This window comes from Actinoplanes sp. NPDC048988, from assembly GCF_043197815.1.
In the GTDB taxonomy this organism is placed as follows: Bacteria; Actinomycetota; Actinomycetes; order Mycobacteriales; family Micromonosporaceae; genus Actinoplanes.
In genome coordinates this window covers 339,137-355,409 of the sequence record NZ_JBICTW010000006.1, presented here as the reverse complement: position 1 = coordinate 355,409, position 16,273 = coordinate 339,137, and the positions used below count along the sequence as shown (strand labels likewise).

10 protein-coding genes are annotated in these 16,273 nt (G+C 73.3%); 2 read left to right on the top strand and 8 right to left on the bottom strand.

Annotated features, from left to right (window positions below; all coding sequences use genetic code 11):
- Window positions 1–189: 189 nt before the first annotated feature.
- Genes ACGFJ7_RS22165 through ACGFJ7_RS22150 form a run of 4 tightly spaced genes read right to left on the bottom strand, consistent with a single transcriptional unit; the run spans window position 190 to window position 7,551 of the window.
- Window positions 190–1,149: a hypothetical protein gene (locus tag ACGFJ7_RS22165; protein ID WP_392643488.1), complete on the bottom strand. Its 960-nt coding sequence runs from the start codon at window positions 1,147–1,149 to the stop codon at window positions 190–192.
- A gap of 11 nt (window positions 1,150–1,160) precedes the next feature.
- Window positions 1,161–2,621: an OmpL47-type beta-barrel domain-containing protein gene (locus ACGFJ7_RS22160; protein ID WP_392643486.1), complete on the bottom strand. Its 1,461-nt coding sequence runs from the start codon at window positions 2,619–2,621 to the stop codon at window positions 1,161–1,163.
- Window positions 2,618–6,517, bottom strand: coding sequence for a ThuA domain-containing protein (locus ACGFJ7_RS22155; protein ID WP_392643484.1), 3,900 nt, complete (start codon window positions 6,515–6,517; stop codon window positions 2,618–2,620). The genes ACGFJ7_RS22160 and ACGFJ7_RS22155 overlap by 4 nt, the downstream gene beginning before the upstream one ends.
- A complete protein-coding gene (locus ACGFJ7_RS22150; protein ID WP_360256528.1) occupies window positions 6,514–7,551 on the bottom strand; it encodes a multicopper oxidase domain-containing protein in 1,038 nt (345 codons plus the stop codon). The genes ACGFJ7_RS22155 and ACGFJ7_RS22150 overlap by 4 nt, the downstream gene beginning before the upstream one ends.
- Before the next feature lie 171 nt (window positions 7,552–7,722).
- Here ACGFJ7_RS22150 and ACGFJ7_RS22145 point away from each other — a divergent pair, with 171 nt between their 5' ends.
- Window positions 7,723–8,445, top strand: a complete 723-nt coding sequence (locus ACGFJ7_RS22145) for a hypothetical protein (RefSeq protein ID WP_392643482.1) — start codon at window positions 7,723–7,725, stop codon at window positions 8,443–8,445.
- 193 nt (window positions 8,446–8,638) lie between these two features.
- Here ACGFJ7_RS22145 and ACGFJ7_RS22140 read toward each other — a convergent pair whose 3' ends face one another.
- From ACGFJ7_RS22140 to ACGFJ7_RS22125, 4 genes are read right to left on the bottom strand one after another with little or no spacing between them, the layout of a single operon-like run.
- Window positions 8,639–11,350 (bottom strand): FtsX-like permease family protein, encoded by a 2,712-nt coding sequence (locus tag ACGFJ7_RS22140; protein WP_392643480.1) that lies wholly within the window; start codon window positions 11,348–11,350, stop codon window positions 8,639–8,641.
- Window positions 11,347–14,406 carry a permease gene (locus ACGFJ7_RS22135; protein ID WP_392643478.1) on the bottom strand — a complete coding sequence of 1,020 codons (3,060 nt, stop codon included), beginning with the start codon at window positions 14,404–14,406 and terminating at the stop codon, window positions 11,347–11,349. The genes ACGFJ7_RS22140 and ACGFJ7_RS22135 overlap by 4 nt, the downstream gene beginning before the upstream one ends.
- Window positions 14,400–15,074: an ABC transporter ATP-binding protein gene (locus ACGFJ7_RS22130; RefSeq protein ID WP_360256519.1), complete on the bottom strand. Its 675-nt coding sequence runs from the start codon at window positions 15,072–15,074 to the stop codon at window positions 14,400–14,402. The genes ACGFJ7_RS22135 and ACGFJ7_RS22130 overlap by 7 nt, the downstream gene beginning before the upstream one ends.
- A gap of 8 nt (window positions 15,075–15,082) precedes the next feature.
- Window positions 15,083–15,985, bottom strand: a complete 903-nt coding sequence (locus ACGFJ7_RS22125) for an ABC transporter ATP-binding protein (RefSeq protein ID WP_360256624.1) — start codon at window positions 15,983–15,985, stop codon at window positions 15,083–15,085.
- Here ACGFJ7_RS22125 and ACGFJ7_RS22120 point away from each other — a divergent pair.
- The gene (locus ACGFJ7_RS22120; protein ID WP_392643639.1) at window positions 15,909–16,268 is read left to right on the top strand and encodes a hypothetical protein; all 360 of its coding nucleotides are present in this window, start codon (window positions 15,909–15,911) and stop codon (window positions 16,266–16,268) included. The genes ACGFJ7_RS22125 and ACGFJ7_RS22120 overlap by 77 nt on opposite strands.
- The last annotated feature ends 5 nt before the right edge of the window (window positions 16,269–16,273 follow it).

Genomic DNA, 16,273 nt, shown 5'->3' with positions numbered 1-16,273 from the left:
GGTTCTGGTGGTAGTGCACGCTGTCCCGGCCCGGCGCGGTCACGCTGAAGCGCAGACGGTCCGGGCCCAGCACGGCCGACGTCGGCGTGGAAGACGCCGATGGCCGACTCGGCCAGCAGCCCGCCGGTCCCCGGAGACGAGCCGGCCCCGGACGTCTGCACGTCCGGGGCCGGTTGGTGCGACAGGGAATCAGAGATTCGCCGGACCGGCGACGGTGGCCTCCTGGACGGCGTCGACGCGCCGCTGTTCGGCCTTGCCGCTGTCGTCCTGGCGCGGGGCGGCCGGGCGGGCCGCCGAGCGGGCCGCGGCCGCCGCGGGCGGGTCGGTGACCACGCCCCGGCGGATCCGGTTGTTGGCGGCGATCTGGGCCACCGGCGTGTTGCCGGTCGCGGTCAGCACGCCGTCGATGATGTTGTCGTCGACCGTGACGCCGCCGGTGGTGCTGGTGACGCTCACGTCCTTGCCCCAGAAGCCGCCCGAGGCGCAGGAGTCGAGCGGGCCGTTCGGGCCGAGCTGCACGCCGCCGAGGTTGCCGGCGAAGGTGGCCTTGCCCCGCACCGAGCTGCCGCAGACGACGCTGCCGGTGGCGCTGTTGAGCACCGAGAGCGTGCCGTCGACGAACGAGTCGTGCAGATCGGTGTAGTACGTGCCGGTGCTGCTGACGTTGCCCGAGACCTCGGTGCCGTCGTCCAGGCGTACCTCTCCGGCTTGGACGTTGACACTGCCCGTGACCGAGGAGCCCTCGACGAACAGGAAACTGTCGACGGTGGTGGTGCCCTTGGCCCGCACGGTCACCGCGCCGCTCGCGGCGTCCTTGAGGTAGACGCCGTAGCCGCCGGCGGCCAGCACGACCGGGCCGGCGACCGTGGTGTCCGAGGCGTCGAAGTAGCCGTTGCCGGCGATGCGGACGTCGCCGGCGAACTGGCCGCCGGTGACGACCAGGTTGCCGCCGGCGGCCACGCTGACGTTGCCGGTGACGATGGTTCCGGTGAGCGCGCAGGACTCGCCGGCCGGCACGTAGAGGTCGTTGGGGACGGTGACCGCGCCGCCGGTGCCGACGCAGTAGGTGGTCAGGGCGGCGTCGGCCGGGGCGGCGGCGACCAGGCTGAGGGTGAGACCGGCGGTGAGGGCGGCCAGATAGCGTTTCACGGAGTTCCCCTTCATGATCCGATGTCCGAACGGGCGGCCGCGCGGACGATCGTGCCCTGCTGCCGTTTGGTGAGGGTGCCGCCGGTGACGAGCGCGGCGGTGACGGTCTCGACGTGCCGCACGAAGGCGGCGTGGTCGGCGTAGTCGCCGTGCTCGGCGACCAGATCGTTGACGGTGCAGCCGTTGCTCAGCAAGGCGTTGGGAACGCCGGTGTCGTCACCGTCGATGATCACGGTGGCGCGGGTGTCCGGTACCGGGCACTCGCCCGTCCCGGAGCCGATCACCGTGAACGTCTGCGACTTCTCGGCCGACGTGTTGCCGGCGGCGTCGGTGGCCTTCGCCCGTACGGTGTGCGCGCCGAGCCCGGTGATCCGCAGCGGCGCCGCGTAGGCCGTCCAGGCCCCGCTGTCGAGCTGATACTGGATCGTTCCCGGCTCGGAAGAGCTGACCGTCACCGTGGCCACGCCCGGCTGGTTGTCGACCGCGATCGTCACCGTGGGCGCCGTGGTGTCGCGGCCCACCACCGTGAAGTGCGACATCTGCTCGGCCGAGGTGTTGCCGGCGTTGTCGGTCGCCCGGAAGTGCAGCATGTGCATGCCGGGCGTGCTGACGACGACCGGACCGGTGTACGCCGTGAAGGCCGCCCCGTCGAGGGAGTACTCGATCCGGGCCACCCCCGAGTCGGCGTCGGTGGCCGTGAGCGTGGCGGTGGCCGTCCCCACGTAGTTGCCGTCACCGTCGCGGTCCCCCGCGAGTTGCGCGGTGACCGTCGGCGGCGTCGTGTCCTCGTCGGGTTCGGGCGCCACGACCGTGAAAGCCAGCGACCCGGCGGCCGACACGTTGCCCGACTTGTCGGTGGCCCGGTAGCGGACCGTGTGCGCGCCGGCGGCGGTCACCGCGACCGGCGCGGTGTAGGGCTGGAACGCGGCGCTGTCGAGGGCGTACTCGACGGTGTCGACGCCCGACCCGCTGTCGGACGCGGTGACCGTGACGGTCGCCGTGCCGATGTAGTTGCCGTCGCCGTCCCGGTTTCCGGCCGCCTGGGCGGCCACGGCCGGCGGCGTCGTGTCCGGCTCGGAGCCGCCGTCGGTCACCACGAGCTCGCCGACCATCGAGCTGTGCCCGGGGATCGAGCAGAAGTAGCGGTAGCGCCCCGGGGTCAGGGTCACGGTCGCCTCGTGGCGGCCGTTGTTGGCGTCGAACGGGTTGGCCAGGATGTTCAGCGTGACGTCGTGGTTGTAACCCTCGGTGGACGTGTCGAAGGTCAGCGTGTGCGGCATCCCGGTGGTGTTGCCGGTGGCCGCGCTGTTCTCGAACACGATGGTGGTCTGACCGGCCGCGGCCTGCGCCGGGGCCGACCGGTAGGCGGTGATGCTGTCGCCGGCCGTCCAGGTCAGCGTCTGCGCCGCGGCCGCCGGAGCGGCCGGGGCCAGAAGCATCAGGGCGGCCAGGATCAGGAGAAGCCGTTTCATAGAGCACGCACCCGGATGTCGCGGAAGTCGACCAGGTCGGTGTCGCTGTGGTTCTGCAGGCCGATCAGGCCCTCGGCGAACTGCCGGAGGTCGGTCGGCGGGTCACCGGCACGCGAGGACTGCTTGCCGGGGGTGTTGTCGAACTCGTTGATGACCTTGCCGTTGCGGATGATCGTGTAGTGCTGGCCGACGACCTTGATCTCGTACCGGTTCCACACGTTCTTCGCCGTGACGCCGGCCGCCGAGAGCGGGTTGACGTCGAAGTTGTAGATGGAGCCGGTCTTCTGCGGCTCGCCGGTCTCGCCGTCGTAGATCTGCACCTCGTGGCCGCAATAGATGGCCACCCAGGCCTGCGACGTGCGGGCCGAGCCGACCGTGCCGCAGCTGTCGGCCGGTCTCTGGTCGAGCGGGATCCGCGGGTCGGGGAACCTCGTGAAGACTCCGCTGTTGCCCCGGGCGTCGCCGGGTGCGACGTCACGGAACTGCAGCGTCAGCGAGAAGTCCTTGAACGGCTTGGTGTAGTACAGCATTCCGAGCCCGCCGCTGGGCCGCAGCGACCCGTCCGGCTGGATCGCGAACTGCCCGGTCGGCGCCTGCGCCCAGTCCCGCAGCGACTCCGGCGTGCCGTTGTACAGCGAGACGTAGCCGGTGTGACCCTCCTTGCCGATCGGCGACGACGCGGCCGCCCTGGTCAGCGCGCCGGCCTCCCGGGAGCTGAGCACCTTGTCGCCGGTCAGGCGCGAGGTGACCTCGGTGACGTGCCGGACGAAGGCGTCGTGCGAAGCCCACGTGCTCTCGTCGTCGATGAGGTCGTCGACGGTGCAGCCGTTGCCGACGACGCGGTTCGGCACACCCGAGTCGACAGCGTCCAGCCGTACGGTCGTGGCCGGGTCCGCCACCGCGCATCCCACCGTGACAGTCGTCTTGACGGTCGCGGTCTGCCCGCCGGCGTAGGTGATGACCAGCGTCGCCTCGTAGGTGCCGACCCGGGCGTACGTGTGCCGGGGGTTGGCCTCGGTCGAGGTGCCACCGTCGCCGAACGTCCACTTGTAGGAAAGACCGCCCGAACGGGAGCCGGAGAAGGCGTACGTCAGCGGCTTGTCCTGCACGGCCACGGCGGTCGCGGTCGGCGCGGGCGTCGGCGCGCCGCCCTGGTAGGTGATCCGGATCAGCTTCTGGTTGGGGTGCAGGCTGAAGAAACCACCCGCGTAGTCGAGCATGTAGAGCGCGCCGTCCGGGCCGAACTTGGCGTCCATCCAGGACTGGAGCTGGTTGGCGCCGCCGCCGGCCGGGATGATGGCCCGCAGCGACTCGCCGAACGCCGGCGGCTTCTGCTGCGGCACACCGGCCGGGTCGACGGTGACCGCGACCCGGTTGGCCGAGTTCGACTGGTCGCCGATGAGCCACTTGTCGTTCCAGTACGACGGCCAGGCGACGGTGCTGTTCGCGGTGACAAGATTGCGGTGGTACGTCGGGCCCGACATCACGGCCTGGCCGCCACCCCGCAGATACGGCTGGGTGTACGTGGCCTCGGCCGCCTTGTAGCTCGGCACGCCACTGGCGTCGCGGGCCGGGAAGACCGGGCCGCCGCCGTCCGGCGAGTACCAGATCATGTTGTTCTTGATGGGCGGCAGATCGGTCAGGCCGGTGTTGCGCGGCGACTCGTTCTTCGGGTGGTCACAGTCGTACCAGCCGGTCAGGACCTTGGCGTCGGTGTTGCTGCGGTCCCGGTACGGCTGCTTGTCGCCCATGCAGTACGGCCAGCCATGGTTGCCGGCCTCGGTGATGATGGTGGCCGTCTCGTACTTGGCCGGGCCCAGCTCCGGGCTCGGCGCCGAGGCGTCCGGGCCGACCCAGCCGGCGGTCAGCCACTGCTTCTCCGGGTCGATCTGCAGGCGGGCGATGTTGCGCACGCCCATCACGTAGATCTCGGGCCGGGTCTTCTCGGTGCCGGGCGGGAAGAGGTTGCCCGACGGGACGGTGTACGTGCCGTCGGCCTCCGGGTGAATCCGGATGATCTTGCCGTTGAGGTCGTTCGTGTTGCCGGCGGTACGCCGCGCGTCCTGGAACGACAGACCCTCGTACGCCTGGGTCCAGTTGTTGCCCGAGTAACCGTCCGAACCGCCCGACGAGTTGCTGTCGCCGGAGCCGACGTACAGGTTGCCCTTGGCGTCGAAGGCCATGCCGCCGCCCGCGTGGCAGCAGCTGTGAATCTGCACCGGCCACTGGAGCAGGTCCTTGCGGGTGCTCTGGTCGATCGTCTGGGCGGCCTTGTCATACGTGAAGCGCGAGATCGTGCGCTGCCCGATCCGCTTCTGCCGGTCGATCGAGGCGTGCGGCATCCAGTACACGTACAGCCAGCCGTTCTCGGCGAACTTCGGGTCGGGCACGATGCCGAGCAGGCCCTCCTCGTTCTTGACCAGCTCGTCGCCGCTGCCCCGGTTGCCCATCACGGGCAGCGTGGTCAGCAGCTTCACCTGCTTGGTGCCCGGGTCCCAGGAGTGGATGGTGCCGCAGCCCAGGCCCACGTTGGGGTCGTCCCAGCTGACCACCGGCCCGCTCGGGCAGGCCGCCTTGCCGACGTAGAACACCGTGCCGTCGGGCGTGATGGTCAGGCCGTGCGGCTCGCCGATCTGGTCGAGCTCGCCGGTCTTGTTGGCCGCGGTCAGCCGCTCCACCTTGTAGTTCGACGCGATGGTGGCCTGGCAGTCGCCGCGGACGATGCCGCTGGTCCAGCCGAGCGCGCCGGTCAGGTGCTTGCGGAACGCGTCCTCGCCGTAGCTGCCCTCGGTGTGGCCCATCCCGGTGTAGAAGGAGCGGCCGCCGTCGTAGTCACGGCACCAGGAGATCGGGTGGAACGGGCCGTTCGCGCCCAGACCCGGGTTGTAGTGCCGCTCCTCGACCTGGGCCACCGTGTGCACGGTGCCGATCGGGTTCGGATCCCAGTTGTTCCACCGGTCGTCGCGCGCCACGGTCAGCGGCAGGTCCTTCGTGGCCGGATGCTGGCGGTCGAGGATGTCGACCACGGCCCGGTTCACGGCCGGCGGGGCCGGCGTCTCGGTGGTGCCGGTGAACAGCCGCAGGTCGGCCAGCTGGATCAGCGGCTCGCCGCTGTTGGCGGTGATGTTCAGCCGGTAGAACGTGAAGTCGGCCGGGTTCGCGATGCCGAAGCGGCGGGTCTGGAAGCGCTCGGGGAAGGTCTGCCCCGTGCGGCGGTCCAGGTCGGTCCAGGCCGAGCCGTCGGCCGAGCCCTGCAGCGTCCAGTCCCTGGGGTCGCGGCCGTCGAAGTCGTTGGCCGAGGTCAGCGCGTACCCGGTGATCTTGGCCGGGCTCGCCAGCTCGTAGACCACCCAGCCGGTCGCGGTGCGGGTCAGCCACTTGGTGTTGGCGTCGCCGTCGGTGAGCTTGGAGCTGATCTCGTTGGGCGGGTTCTCCCCGCTGGCGCTCACCTTGGCCACCGGATGGGCCACCGGGATCGAGCCGGCCGGCCGGGTGCCGATCAGGCCGGTGAACCAGGTCGAGTCGAGCTGGGCGCGGGCCGCGTCGCCGACGCCGAGGAAGCCGCCCCCGGCGTTGACGAAGCTCTTCAGGGCCGCCTCCTGCCCGGCGTTCAGGGCGACGCCGTCGGCCGACAGGAAGACCACCGCACGGTACGCCGCCAGGTCGTCCGCGTTGAAGTCGGCCGCGTCGGTGCTGGCCGTCACCTCGAGCCCCTGAGCGGCGCCGAGTTCCTTGATGGTGGCCGTCGCCTTGACGACCGGGTCCTGCTGCGCGGCGGCCGCGCCCGAGAAGACGAGAACCTTGGGTTTGGCCGGTTCGGCGGCCGCCGCCTCTTTCGGCGGCGCGCCCCCGATGGTTAGTAGCGCGGCCATCGCCGCGGCTACGACTTGTCTCATGACCCACTCCCTCCGTGTACGTGGGCTTGCGCGGTGGCCGCCTTGTGCTGGTGGCCCTGGAACCGGTCGATCGCCTCCTGGGCGCCGGGCGGCATGCTGCCGTCGGCGTTGCGGACCAGGAAGATCCCGGCCATGCCGGCGTCCGAGTGGTTCTGGACGTGGCAGTGGTACATCCACGCGCCCGGCCCCACGGCCTCACCGGCCAGCACCTGGAACCCGAACGAGCTGCCCGGGTTGAGGTCCTTGTTGTCGATCACCTGGCTCGGGTCGGACGGGCCCTCGAGCATGCCGGTGCGGTTGTCGGCCCAGCGGTGCGCGTGCAGGTGGAACGTGTGGAAGAAGTTGCCGTGCCCGATGGCGATCCACTCCACCCGCTGGCCCAGGTTGGCCTCGAACATCGGCGTGTTGGGCGCGACCTTGTTGTTGATCTGCATGTCGTTGAAGACGACGGTGACCTGCTTGTCGGGCAGGATGTCGCCGCGCCGGCGCACGATCAGCGCGCCGTACAGTCCCCGGATGAGCCCGCCGGTGCCGTGGTCGGTGCCCATGGCGTGATCGTGGTAGTGCCAGTAGCCGGCGCTGCCCGGCATGAACCGCCGCCCGCTGGTGGCGGTCATCTCGTGCGAGCGCCACACGTAGGTGCGGGTCTGGCCGGGTTCGTTGTACGAGGCGTTGAACGGCGCCCCGTCCGAGTCGGTGCTGTAGTCGACGCCGTGCGGATGAATGCTCAGCCGCTGGTTGGTGGTGTTGACCAGGGTGATCTCGAGCGTGTCCCCTTCGTACATCTCGAGAATCGGCCCCGGGATCGTCGCCCCACCCGGCGTCAGGCCGTAGCCGAACTGGTTGCCCGGCAACGCCTCCGCGTAGATGGTGATCTTCCGGGTCACCCCGGCCGCGGCCTTCGCCGGTTCGCCCCGGGTCGTGGTCGCCACCGCGACCGCCCCGCCGGTGAGCCCGAGGACCCCCGCCGCGGCCAGAAGCGACCGGCGCCGGAGCTGGGGCTGCTCGTCTAGATTGACAACGTTGTCTTCCATGCGCGTCCTCCGCCGTCCCCGGCCTCGGCCGGGGGTCCACGAGTCGAAAGAGGGGATGCGGTTACGGACTTTTTTCAGAAGTGTCAAAACTTTGGTCCGTTCCGAGCAACCTATGACTCATATCGACGAAAGTAAAGGTCTGCGATTGACCGGCATCGCTACCTTGCCCGCATGGCCACCGCCGCCGCCATCGTGATCGTGATCGGCCTGGGCATGGCCGTCGTGTCCGGCCTGTTCGCCCTGATCAGCCTGGGCGACCTGCGGTTACGGCGCCTGCTCAGGCAAACCCCGCCGACCCCGATCGCCGCCTGGCGCCCCGGCCGGGTCGCCGCCGAAGGCTTCGTCGAGTGCGGCCCCGCCGGCCACCAGACGGCCCCATTGAGCGGCGCCGGGTGCGCGTGGTTCGACGTGAGTGCCACCTGCCACCGAGCGGGCGACAGCGACGGCGAGCTGACCTGGCGTACGGACGTGGACCGCACCCCTGGCCGCCCCACGCTGGCCGACACCGGCGGCCGCGTCCCGATCGACCCGGCCGTTTTCGCGGGTTCCCGCGCCGCCGAGAACACCACGCGGGAGTACGTCCACAAACGCCACTCCGTGCCGCCACCGTGGATCCCGGCGAGCATGGCGGAGTCCCTCAAAAGGGGCGACAGCGTGACCGTACGGGAGATCCGCCTGCCCACGGGCGGGCCGGTGTTCGCTCTGGGCCGCCTCGAGAACGGCACCCTGATCCGCCGGGGCCGCACGATCTTCACCCCGGGCCGTCACGCCGACGCGGTGGAGGCCAACGACGGCGACCTGAGCCTGATGACCGTCACCATCCCGGTGTTCTTCCTGGGCGGCCTGATCGTCGCCGGCGTCGGCGTGGCCATCCTGCTGACCGTCACGAACTGACCGGGCCCCCAGCGCGCCGGAGGCGATCCCACACCGCGACCTCGGCGAGTTCCCGCCGGACGGCCGAACCGCGTGCCGTACACACGAGGAGGTCCCACCGGAGCCCAGCGCGCAGACGCCCCCCGCGCGGCCGGTGAGCAACCCCGAGTCGGCCCTCACCCGCCCCGTTGTCGACCACCGAGCCCTCGGCGCCTCAGCCGCCGCCGGCGCGGAGGACGTCGCCCAGGCGGCGGCGACGCCGGAGGGTGGCCTCCGCCGTGATCACCGCGGTCAGGGCGGCGAGCAGCACGGCGGCCACCACGGCGGCGGCCGGCCACGGGACCACCACCAACGGGTTTGTGACCTGGCCGGTGAGCAGGTTCAGGGCCAGCGGGCCCAGGGTGAGACGGGCGAACAGGAAACCCAGCAGTGGGCCGCAGAGCGCGGCGAAGACCACCAGCGGCAGGAGCTCGCCCGCGGCCACGCGCCGGGTGTCGCGGGCGCGCAGGCCCAGGGTGCGCAGCCGGGCCAGGGTCTCCCAGCGGGCCGGGGCGTCGGCGGCCGCGCCCACGGCGAGACCCAGCACCGCCAGGGCCAGCAGCGCCGCCGCCGACGCGTAGGTCAGCTGCCTCAGGCCGGAGGTCAACGGCGCGGTCGCGCGGTCGTCCAGCAGGTCGGCGCGGACCACCGCGGTTCCCTCGTCGCCGGCGTCGCGGACCGCTTTCGCCGCGCCGGGGCCGGTCACCCAGATCGTGGTCGGCGTGGTGTTCAGGCCGGCGGCGGCCGCGGCGGCGGTGTCGATGACGATCACGTCCGTGGCGTCACCGACGGCCGGCGCCGGGCCGACCGCGGTGACGGTCAGGGCGGAGGTGCCGTCCCGCCTCAGATCGACGGGCGAGCCGGCCGGGACCCCGCTGTAAAGCGCCGGGATGCCCCCTCCGCCGGTGAGCCGCGCCAGGCCGGGCGCATCCGGTAGCGGCGTGCTCGCCAGCAATCGCTGGTAGGCCGCCGCGTCGACGATCACCAGCCGGGGGCTGCCGGCCAGCCCGTCGGCAACGACTTGAGCATCGGTGATCCGGGCCGCGACCGTCTGCTCCACCCCGGGCGCCGCCGCGATCCGCCGGACCGCCTCGGCGGGCCGGGAACCCGCACCCTGGGAGCCCGCGCCTGGGGAGGGTGCGCCTGGGGAGGGTGCGCCTGGGGAGGGTGCGATGTCGAAGCGGGCGTCGGCGCCCACGCTGCGCCACGCGCCGTCGGCCAGCCCGCCGCTGACCGTCGACGAGAGCACGAACGCGAACGACGCCAAGCCCACGACCGTCACCAACGTCAGGCCCGGCAGCAGACGGGACGACGAAGCGGCGGCCCGGGCCGCCCCGAAGACCGGCAGCGCCGACCGCCCGCGCAGCGTGGCCGCGAGCAGCGCCCGGGTCGCCCACGGCAGCAGGCGGAACAGCAACAGCGCGGCCGCCAGCACACCCAGGACCGGCGCCGCCGCCGGCAGCACCTGGTCGCCCCCGGTGCCGAGTCCCCGCTGGCGCAAGGCGATCAGCGCACCCCCGCCCGCGAGCACCACCGCCACGTCGACCGCGGCCCGGCGCAGCTGGGCCGTGCGGCGCACCCACAGGCGCGCCGAACGGTTGGCCGGCACCCGCCGGTCGCGGGTGGCCCGGGCCGCCGCGACGGCGCCCAGGGCCGGCCCGGCCAGAATCCCGGCCAGCGCGACCGGCACCACCCACGGCAGCGCGGCGCCACCCGCCAGCACCAAGGCCAGCACGACACCGGCCGCAGCCGCGGGCCCCGCCACCGCCACCGACTCCACCAGCAGTTCGGTCGCGAGGTCGGGCAGCGCGCCGCCGCGTTCCCGGTAGGCGGTCAGGGCCGCCAACCGCCGCCGGGTCAGCAGCTCGGCCGTCGACAGCAGCACCAGGGCCGCGCCGGCCAGCACGGCCAGCAGCAACACCGTCGCCTGGGCGGTGGCCGCCTTGATCCGGGTCTCCACCTCGGCCACCACGCTGTCGAGCCCGCTGTCCCAGCGCGGGTTCTCGTCGCCCGCCCCGATCCCGGCCGAGGTGGCCTTCAGCGTCGCGACGGCCGCCGCCAGCGATCGGGCCGAGTCGCGGGTCACCTTGCCGGCGGCGGGGGTGAAGGTGACCGTACGGTCGAGCGTGTCCGCCGGAAACGCGAGACGGGCGTCGGGCAGGGAGTCGGGCGAGAGCAGGCCGCCGAAGCTGGAGCCGACCGGCTCGAGCATCCAGGGCAGTTGACGCCAGGCCGGATCGGCCGGGTCGGCCGGTCGGAACACTCCACTCACCCGTACGGCGTAGAACGTGCCCTGCTCGTCCTTGACCCGGAGCCGATCGCCGGGCCGGGCGCCCATGATCCGCGCCTCCGTCTCCGACAGTCCGATCTGGACGTCCCAGGGCGCGCCGGGCTGGATCACCACCTCGCCCTTGGCCGTGGGACCGGGCGGACCACCGGACACCCACGTGGTGGCCGGGCCGTCGCTCTCGTCGGCGCGCACGTAGCCGAGCCGCAGGGTTCGCGGGGCCGAGCCGGTCGTGATGGCCAGCGGCACGCTGGTGACGGTGGTGACCGGCGGATCGAGGACGGCCAGCTGGGTGCCGAGTTGCGCCTTGGCCGCGCGGGGAAGGAAGGCCAGGTACGTGGCGAGGGCCGGCTCACGCTGGTAGCCGTCGCCCATCGCGTAGTTGCTCGCCCAGGGGGCCTGCGCCCGTACGGCGGCCCGGTCCTTGGCCTCTCCGATGGTCTCGCGGAAGGTGTCGTCCTCGGTGGCGCGCAGCAGCGGCGGCACCGCGGCGGCGAGCAGACTGACCGCGGCCACGACGGCCGCCATCAGCAGCAGCGGCCCGAGGTCGGCGCGGGCGCGGCCCCGGATGCTGGGCCAGTGCAACGACAGCGGCTTCACGACGCGACCCGGAGGTGGGCCGCGTCGGCCCGGCGGGCCTGCACGGCGACCGTGACGGTGACGACGATCCCGGCCGCGACGGTCAGGAATCCGAGCAGCAGGGCCTCGCGGCCCCACGGCCAGTGGGCGGCGGCCGCGGGCACCGGCTGCGCGCCCGTGTCGGAACGGATCATCAGGGGCGCCACTCCCCACGTCGCGAGCGCGCCCACGGCCGCCCCGCACAGCAGCAGCGGCAGGATGACGCCGGCGTGCTCGCCGAACAGCGCCGCCCGGATCTCCCGGCGGGACACGCCGAGGCCGCGCAGCCGGGCCACCTCGAGGGCCCGGTCGCGCAGGTCGGAGGCGACGTGCAGCAGCACCCCGCCGAGCAGGAGCACGACAGCGGCGGCCACCAGCAGCCGCATGGCCGCCGGCTGGGCGGCGCGGACCGGGCTTCCGGTGAGGCGGGCGGCCTCGCCGGCCCGGGTGGTGACCGGGCCCAGGCCGAGGGCTTCGAGGGTGCTCGTCCGGGCCGGATCGCCGATCCACCAGGCGGTGACCGGGGATTCCAGGTCGCCGTGGCTGATCAGGGCCCGGGACAGCAGGTCGAGGTCGGCGAGGACGGCGGGGGCGCCCGGCGCGGACGGCACGGTGGGGATCACCTCGGTGACTCGGGCCGGGACGGGCGTGTTGCCGTAGCTGAGGCTCAGCGTGCTGCCGGGCCCGGCGTGCAGGTCGTCGGCCAACCGCTGGGAGACGGCCACCGGCACCTCCCGCGGATCGGGGAAGGACGAGGCGACAAGCTGACGGGCGCCGTCGTACGGATCGGCGAACTGCACGACCGCCCGCAGCCGCACCCGATCGCCGGTGACGGTGACGGCCGGCGAGGCGAGCTGCGCGGCTTGATGCGCCGTCCAGGACGACGGCCCGGTGGCGCCGGGAACGGTGAGGGTGGCCTCGACGGCCCCTTCGGCCTCGTCGGCCACCCCCACCGGCTGCAGGGCGACCGCGACCAGCCGGGCCGCCGCCGCCGGGGCGCAGCCGGCGAGCCGATGGGCCCGGCCGTCGAGCGGGGTCTCCGGCCCGGTGCAGGCGGTCCGCAGACCGGTGCCGTCCTCGAAGACCAGCCGCGGCACGACGGGCAGCGGGCCGCGCCCGGCCAGGGCCGGAACGGCCTTCGCGGGCACGGCCAGGCCGTCCGCCCTCGAACCGGGCGCGAGACCCGCGCTCACTGTCGCCCGCCCGCGCAGCAGTTCCCGCGCGTGGGTCAGGTCAAGGGCGAGGAGCTGCGGTACGGCGGTGGGCCCGCCCGCCGACTGGCCGATGACGACGGGGCCGCGGGTGACCGGGCTGACCGTTCCACCGGCCGCCGCGGCCACCGCCGCGCCCTGGCCGGGGGTGGCCGGCCCGTCGAGCGTGACGACGGCGTCGGTGCCGACCGCCACGTCGGCCTGGTCGTGCTGGGAGGCGCGCCAGGTGGCGTCGTAGGCGAGGCCGAAGGTGGCCGCCCCGCAGCCGAGCGCGATGAGCAGCCCGGCCGCGAAGGCCTGCCGGCGCCGGGCCGCCTGCACCACGGCCAGCGGCAGGACGAGGCCGCGGGACCGGTCGGCGAGGCGTTCGGCGTACCGCAGGACCGGCGGCAGCAGCCGCAGGGCGAGCGCGGCGCCCGCGGTGAGCAGCAGAGCGGGCGCGACGACGCGGACCACGTCGGCGCGCGATCCGGCGTCCGGCGGCTGGGCCCGCAGCTGCCACCAGCCGACCGCCGCGAGGGCGGCCAGCAGGACGTCGGCGCCGGAGCGGGCCAACAGCTCGCGCCGGCCCCGGCGGTCGCCGACAGCGGCCGCCGGGCGGATCGCCAGGCCCACCAACAGGATGGCGAGCAGCAGTACGCCGGCGCCGACGGCCAGCAGCTGCGCCAGGGTCACGGCGGGGCCGGTCGTGAGCCCGGCGGCGGACAGCGGCGGCACCCGGGTGAGCAGGGAGTGCAGGGCCGACGAGGCCGGTATCGACAGGAGGGCGGCCAGCCCGGCCAGGGCGAGCGCTTCGGCGGCGGCGACGACGGCGAACTGGCCACGGCCGGTGCCCATGGCCGACAGGAGCGAGGCTTCCTCCGTACGACTGGAAGCCGCAAGCCGACCGGCCAGCGTGAGCGCGATGGCCGTCAGAAGAACGCCGATCAGAGTGAGCGCCAGCACCGCCGCCGTCGTCAGCCGTTGCTGGGCGCGGGCATCGGCCAGAGTCTGCGGCAGCGGGGACGACACGCGCTCGATCTGCACCCGGTCGGCCAGGGCTCCCGAGAGCCGGCGGTCGGCCTCGCCCAGCGTCGACGCGATGGCGTTCAGGTCGCGGGTGTTCGGGGCGGACAGGTCGGGATGGGCGACGATCTCCAGGCGCTCGATGGCCGACCCGCTGGTGAGCAACGCGTCGAGGCCGACGATGAACGGCCCGTACGCCTGCACCTTGCGAGCCGAGGTGGCGTTCGGCGGATCGGCGTCGAATCCCTTGCCGCGCAACGGGTCGCGGTCCCAGCCGCCACCCGGCAGCGGCCGGACGATCCCGGACACGGTCACCGTGACCGGCGGCGCCCCGCCCACGCCCAGTTCCTCGCCGAGGGTCACGCGGCTGCCCACGCTCAGTCCGAGCAGCCGCGCGGTGCTCTCCAGCACGGCCGCCTGGCCCTTCCTCGGCCAGCCGCCGCTGACGAGCGAGGCCCGCGAGTCAAGATCTTCAATTCCCGACAGGTACGCCTCCCGGTCGCCCCCACCGGGCAGGGCCCGCATCACCGACGACGCGCGGGCAGCCGTCGTCACCTCGAACGGGGCGACCGCCGAGACCAGCACCCGGCGGGTGTCCACGGCGACCGAGGCGGCGTCGCCGGCCGCGATGGTGGCCGTGTAGGCGACCACCTCGGCCGCCTCCGGGTCGTCGCGGACGGCCACTTCGAAGGCCCGGTCCGAGGTACGGGTGACGAGCAGCGCACAGGTGCCGAGGAACGTCGCCCCGACGGTGAGGACCGCGAGCAGCGACAGGAGAAGTGACCATTGGGCGCGGGCGCGGCGGAGGAGCAGGCTCAGCAAGGATCGGCCTCGACCCGGCCGTCGGCGATCCGGATGACCCGGTCGGCCAGCTCCATCATCACCGGATCGTGGGTGGAGACCAGCGCCGTGACGCCCTCGGACTCCACGACGCCGCGCAGCAGCGCCATGACCGACAACCCGGTCTCGGCGTCGAGCTGCCCGGTCGGCTCGTCGGCGATGAGCAGCCGGGGCGAGGCGGCCAGCGCGCGGGCGATGGCGACCCGCTGCTGCTGCCCACCGGAGAGCTCGCCCGGCCGCTGCTTCGCGTGCCCGGCCAGCCCGACCAGGTCGAGCAGCAGGGCGACACGGCGTTCCCGGTCGGCGCGCTCGGCGCCGGCCAGCCGCAGCGGCACGGCCACGTTCTCGGCCGCCGACAGAACCGGGATGAGACCGAAGGTCTGAAAGACGTACGAGACCCGCTCGCGCCGCAACCGCGACAGCCCGTCCTCGTCGAGCGAGCTGACGTCGACCCCGTCCACGGCGACCGACCCGGCGTCGGCCCGGTCGAGCCCGCCGATCACGTTGAGCAGCGTGGTCTTGCCCGAGCCGGACCGGCCGACCAGCGCCACCATGGTGCCCGGCTCGACCTCGAACGAGACGTCCCGCAGCGCGTGGACCGCGCCCGGCCCCTGACCGAAGGTCCGCCGCACCCCCTGAACCCGCAGCATCGGCGCGCTCACGCGTCGGGCCGGATCGTGACGTGGTCCGGTTCCAGGGCCAGCCGCACCCGGCGGGTCAGGGCCAGCGCCTCCCGGTAGTCGCGGGGCACCTGAATGCGCCCGGCGCGGTCCATCACGGCGTACTCCTCAGCAATGACGTGGGTGCCACCGTCGTCGGCGGTGGCCGTGCGGCGCAGCACCTCACTGCTGGTCCGCCCGTCCCGGATGGCCACGGTCCGCTCGACCTGCCCGCTCACGGCGGCGTCGTGCGTGACCACGACGACGGTCACCCCCAGCTCCCGGTTCACCTCGCGCAGCGCCCCGAAGACCTCGGCCGAGGTGGCGGTGTCGAGCTCACCGGTCGGCTCGTCGGCGAACAGCACCCGCGGCTCGTTGGCCAGGGCGGCGGCGATGGCCACCCGCTGCTGCTGCCCACCGGAGAGCTGCCCCGGCCGGCGCCCCGCGCAGTCCGCGATCCCGAGCATGCCGAGCAGGTCGGCGGCCCGCTTGCGGCGCACCCCCTTGGGCGTACGGGCGGCGGTCATCGGCAGGTCGACCATCTGCTCAGCGGTCAGATAGGGCACGAGGTTGCTGGCCGTCTGCTGCCGCACGAACCCCACGGTGTGCCGCCTATACCGCACCCGGTCGGCCCGCGACATGGCGAGCAGATCCCACTCCCCCACCCGGGCGCTGCCGGCGGTGGGCGCGTCGATCCCGGCCAGAATCGACAAGAGCGTCGACTTCCCCGACCCCGAGGCCCCCACCACGGCGATCATCTCGCCCTGGTTGACCGCCAGATCCAGCCCTTGCAGCGCCTGCACCTCGATCGGCCCGGTCTGATAGATGCGCACCAGACTCTCGCACACGATCAGCTCACCCGCCGCCACCGCCGCCGGCGACCCGTCGCCACCCCCGCCCATCACGAGCGGCACGTTACCCCCGCCCGTCCACCTCCGATCCAGGAGTCCCAGCCTCGCCGGCGCGCTTCCCGATCAGCCCTGCGTCGTTGTGCTCGACGAGCTGCCATGGCTGACCGAGCAGTCCCTCGCGTCGGAGTTACGGGAAGGCGCCCGCCAAGTCCCGGGCTTCGCCCCCGCGACCACCGGCCTGCTCGCGGTCACCCGCTCCGGCGCCGACCTTCCGGCCGGCGCCGTCGACGTCGTCTGGGGCCCCGACGAGCTGGTCGCGGCCTGGCGTCCCTGACCTGC

What these genes read in the sequence shown, in the direction of transcription:
- ACGFJ7_RS22155 (WP_392643484.1), bottom strand. Translation starts at nt 6,517, where the DNA reads ATGAGACAAGTCGTAGCCGCGGCGATGGCCGCGCTACTAACCATCGGG.
- ACGFJ7_RS22160 (WP_392643486.1), bottom strand. Translation starts at nt 2,621, where the DNA reads ATGAAACGGCTTCTCCTGATCCTGGCCGCCCTGATGCTTCTGGCCCCG.
- ACGFJ7_RS22120 (WP_392643639.1), top strand. Translation starts at nt 15,909, where the DNA reads ATGCGCACCAGACTCTCGCACACGATCAGCTCACCCGCCGCCACCGCC.
- ACGFJ7_RS22150 (WP_360256528.1), bottom strand. Translation starts at nt 7,551, where the DNA reads ATGGAAGACAACGTTGTCAATCTAGACGAGCAGCCCCAGCTCCGGCGC.
- ACGFJ7_RS22145 (WP_392643482.1), top strand. Translation starts at nt 7,723, where the DNA reads ATGGCCACCGCCGCCGCCATCGTGATCGTGATCGGCCTGGGCATGGCC.
- ACGFJ7_RS22125 (WP_360256624.1), bottom strand. Translation starts at nt 15,985, where the DNA reads ATGGGCGGGGGTGGCGACGGGTCGCCGGCGGCGGTGGCGGCGGGTGAG.
- ACGFJ7_RS22130 (WP_360256519.1), bottom strand. Translation starts at nt 15,074, where the DNA reads ATGCTGCGGGTTCAGGGGGTGCGGCGGACCTTCGGTCAGGGGCCGGGC.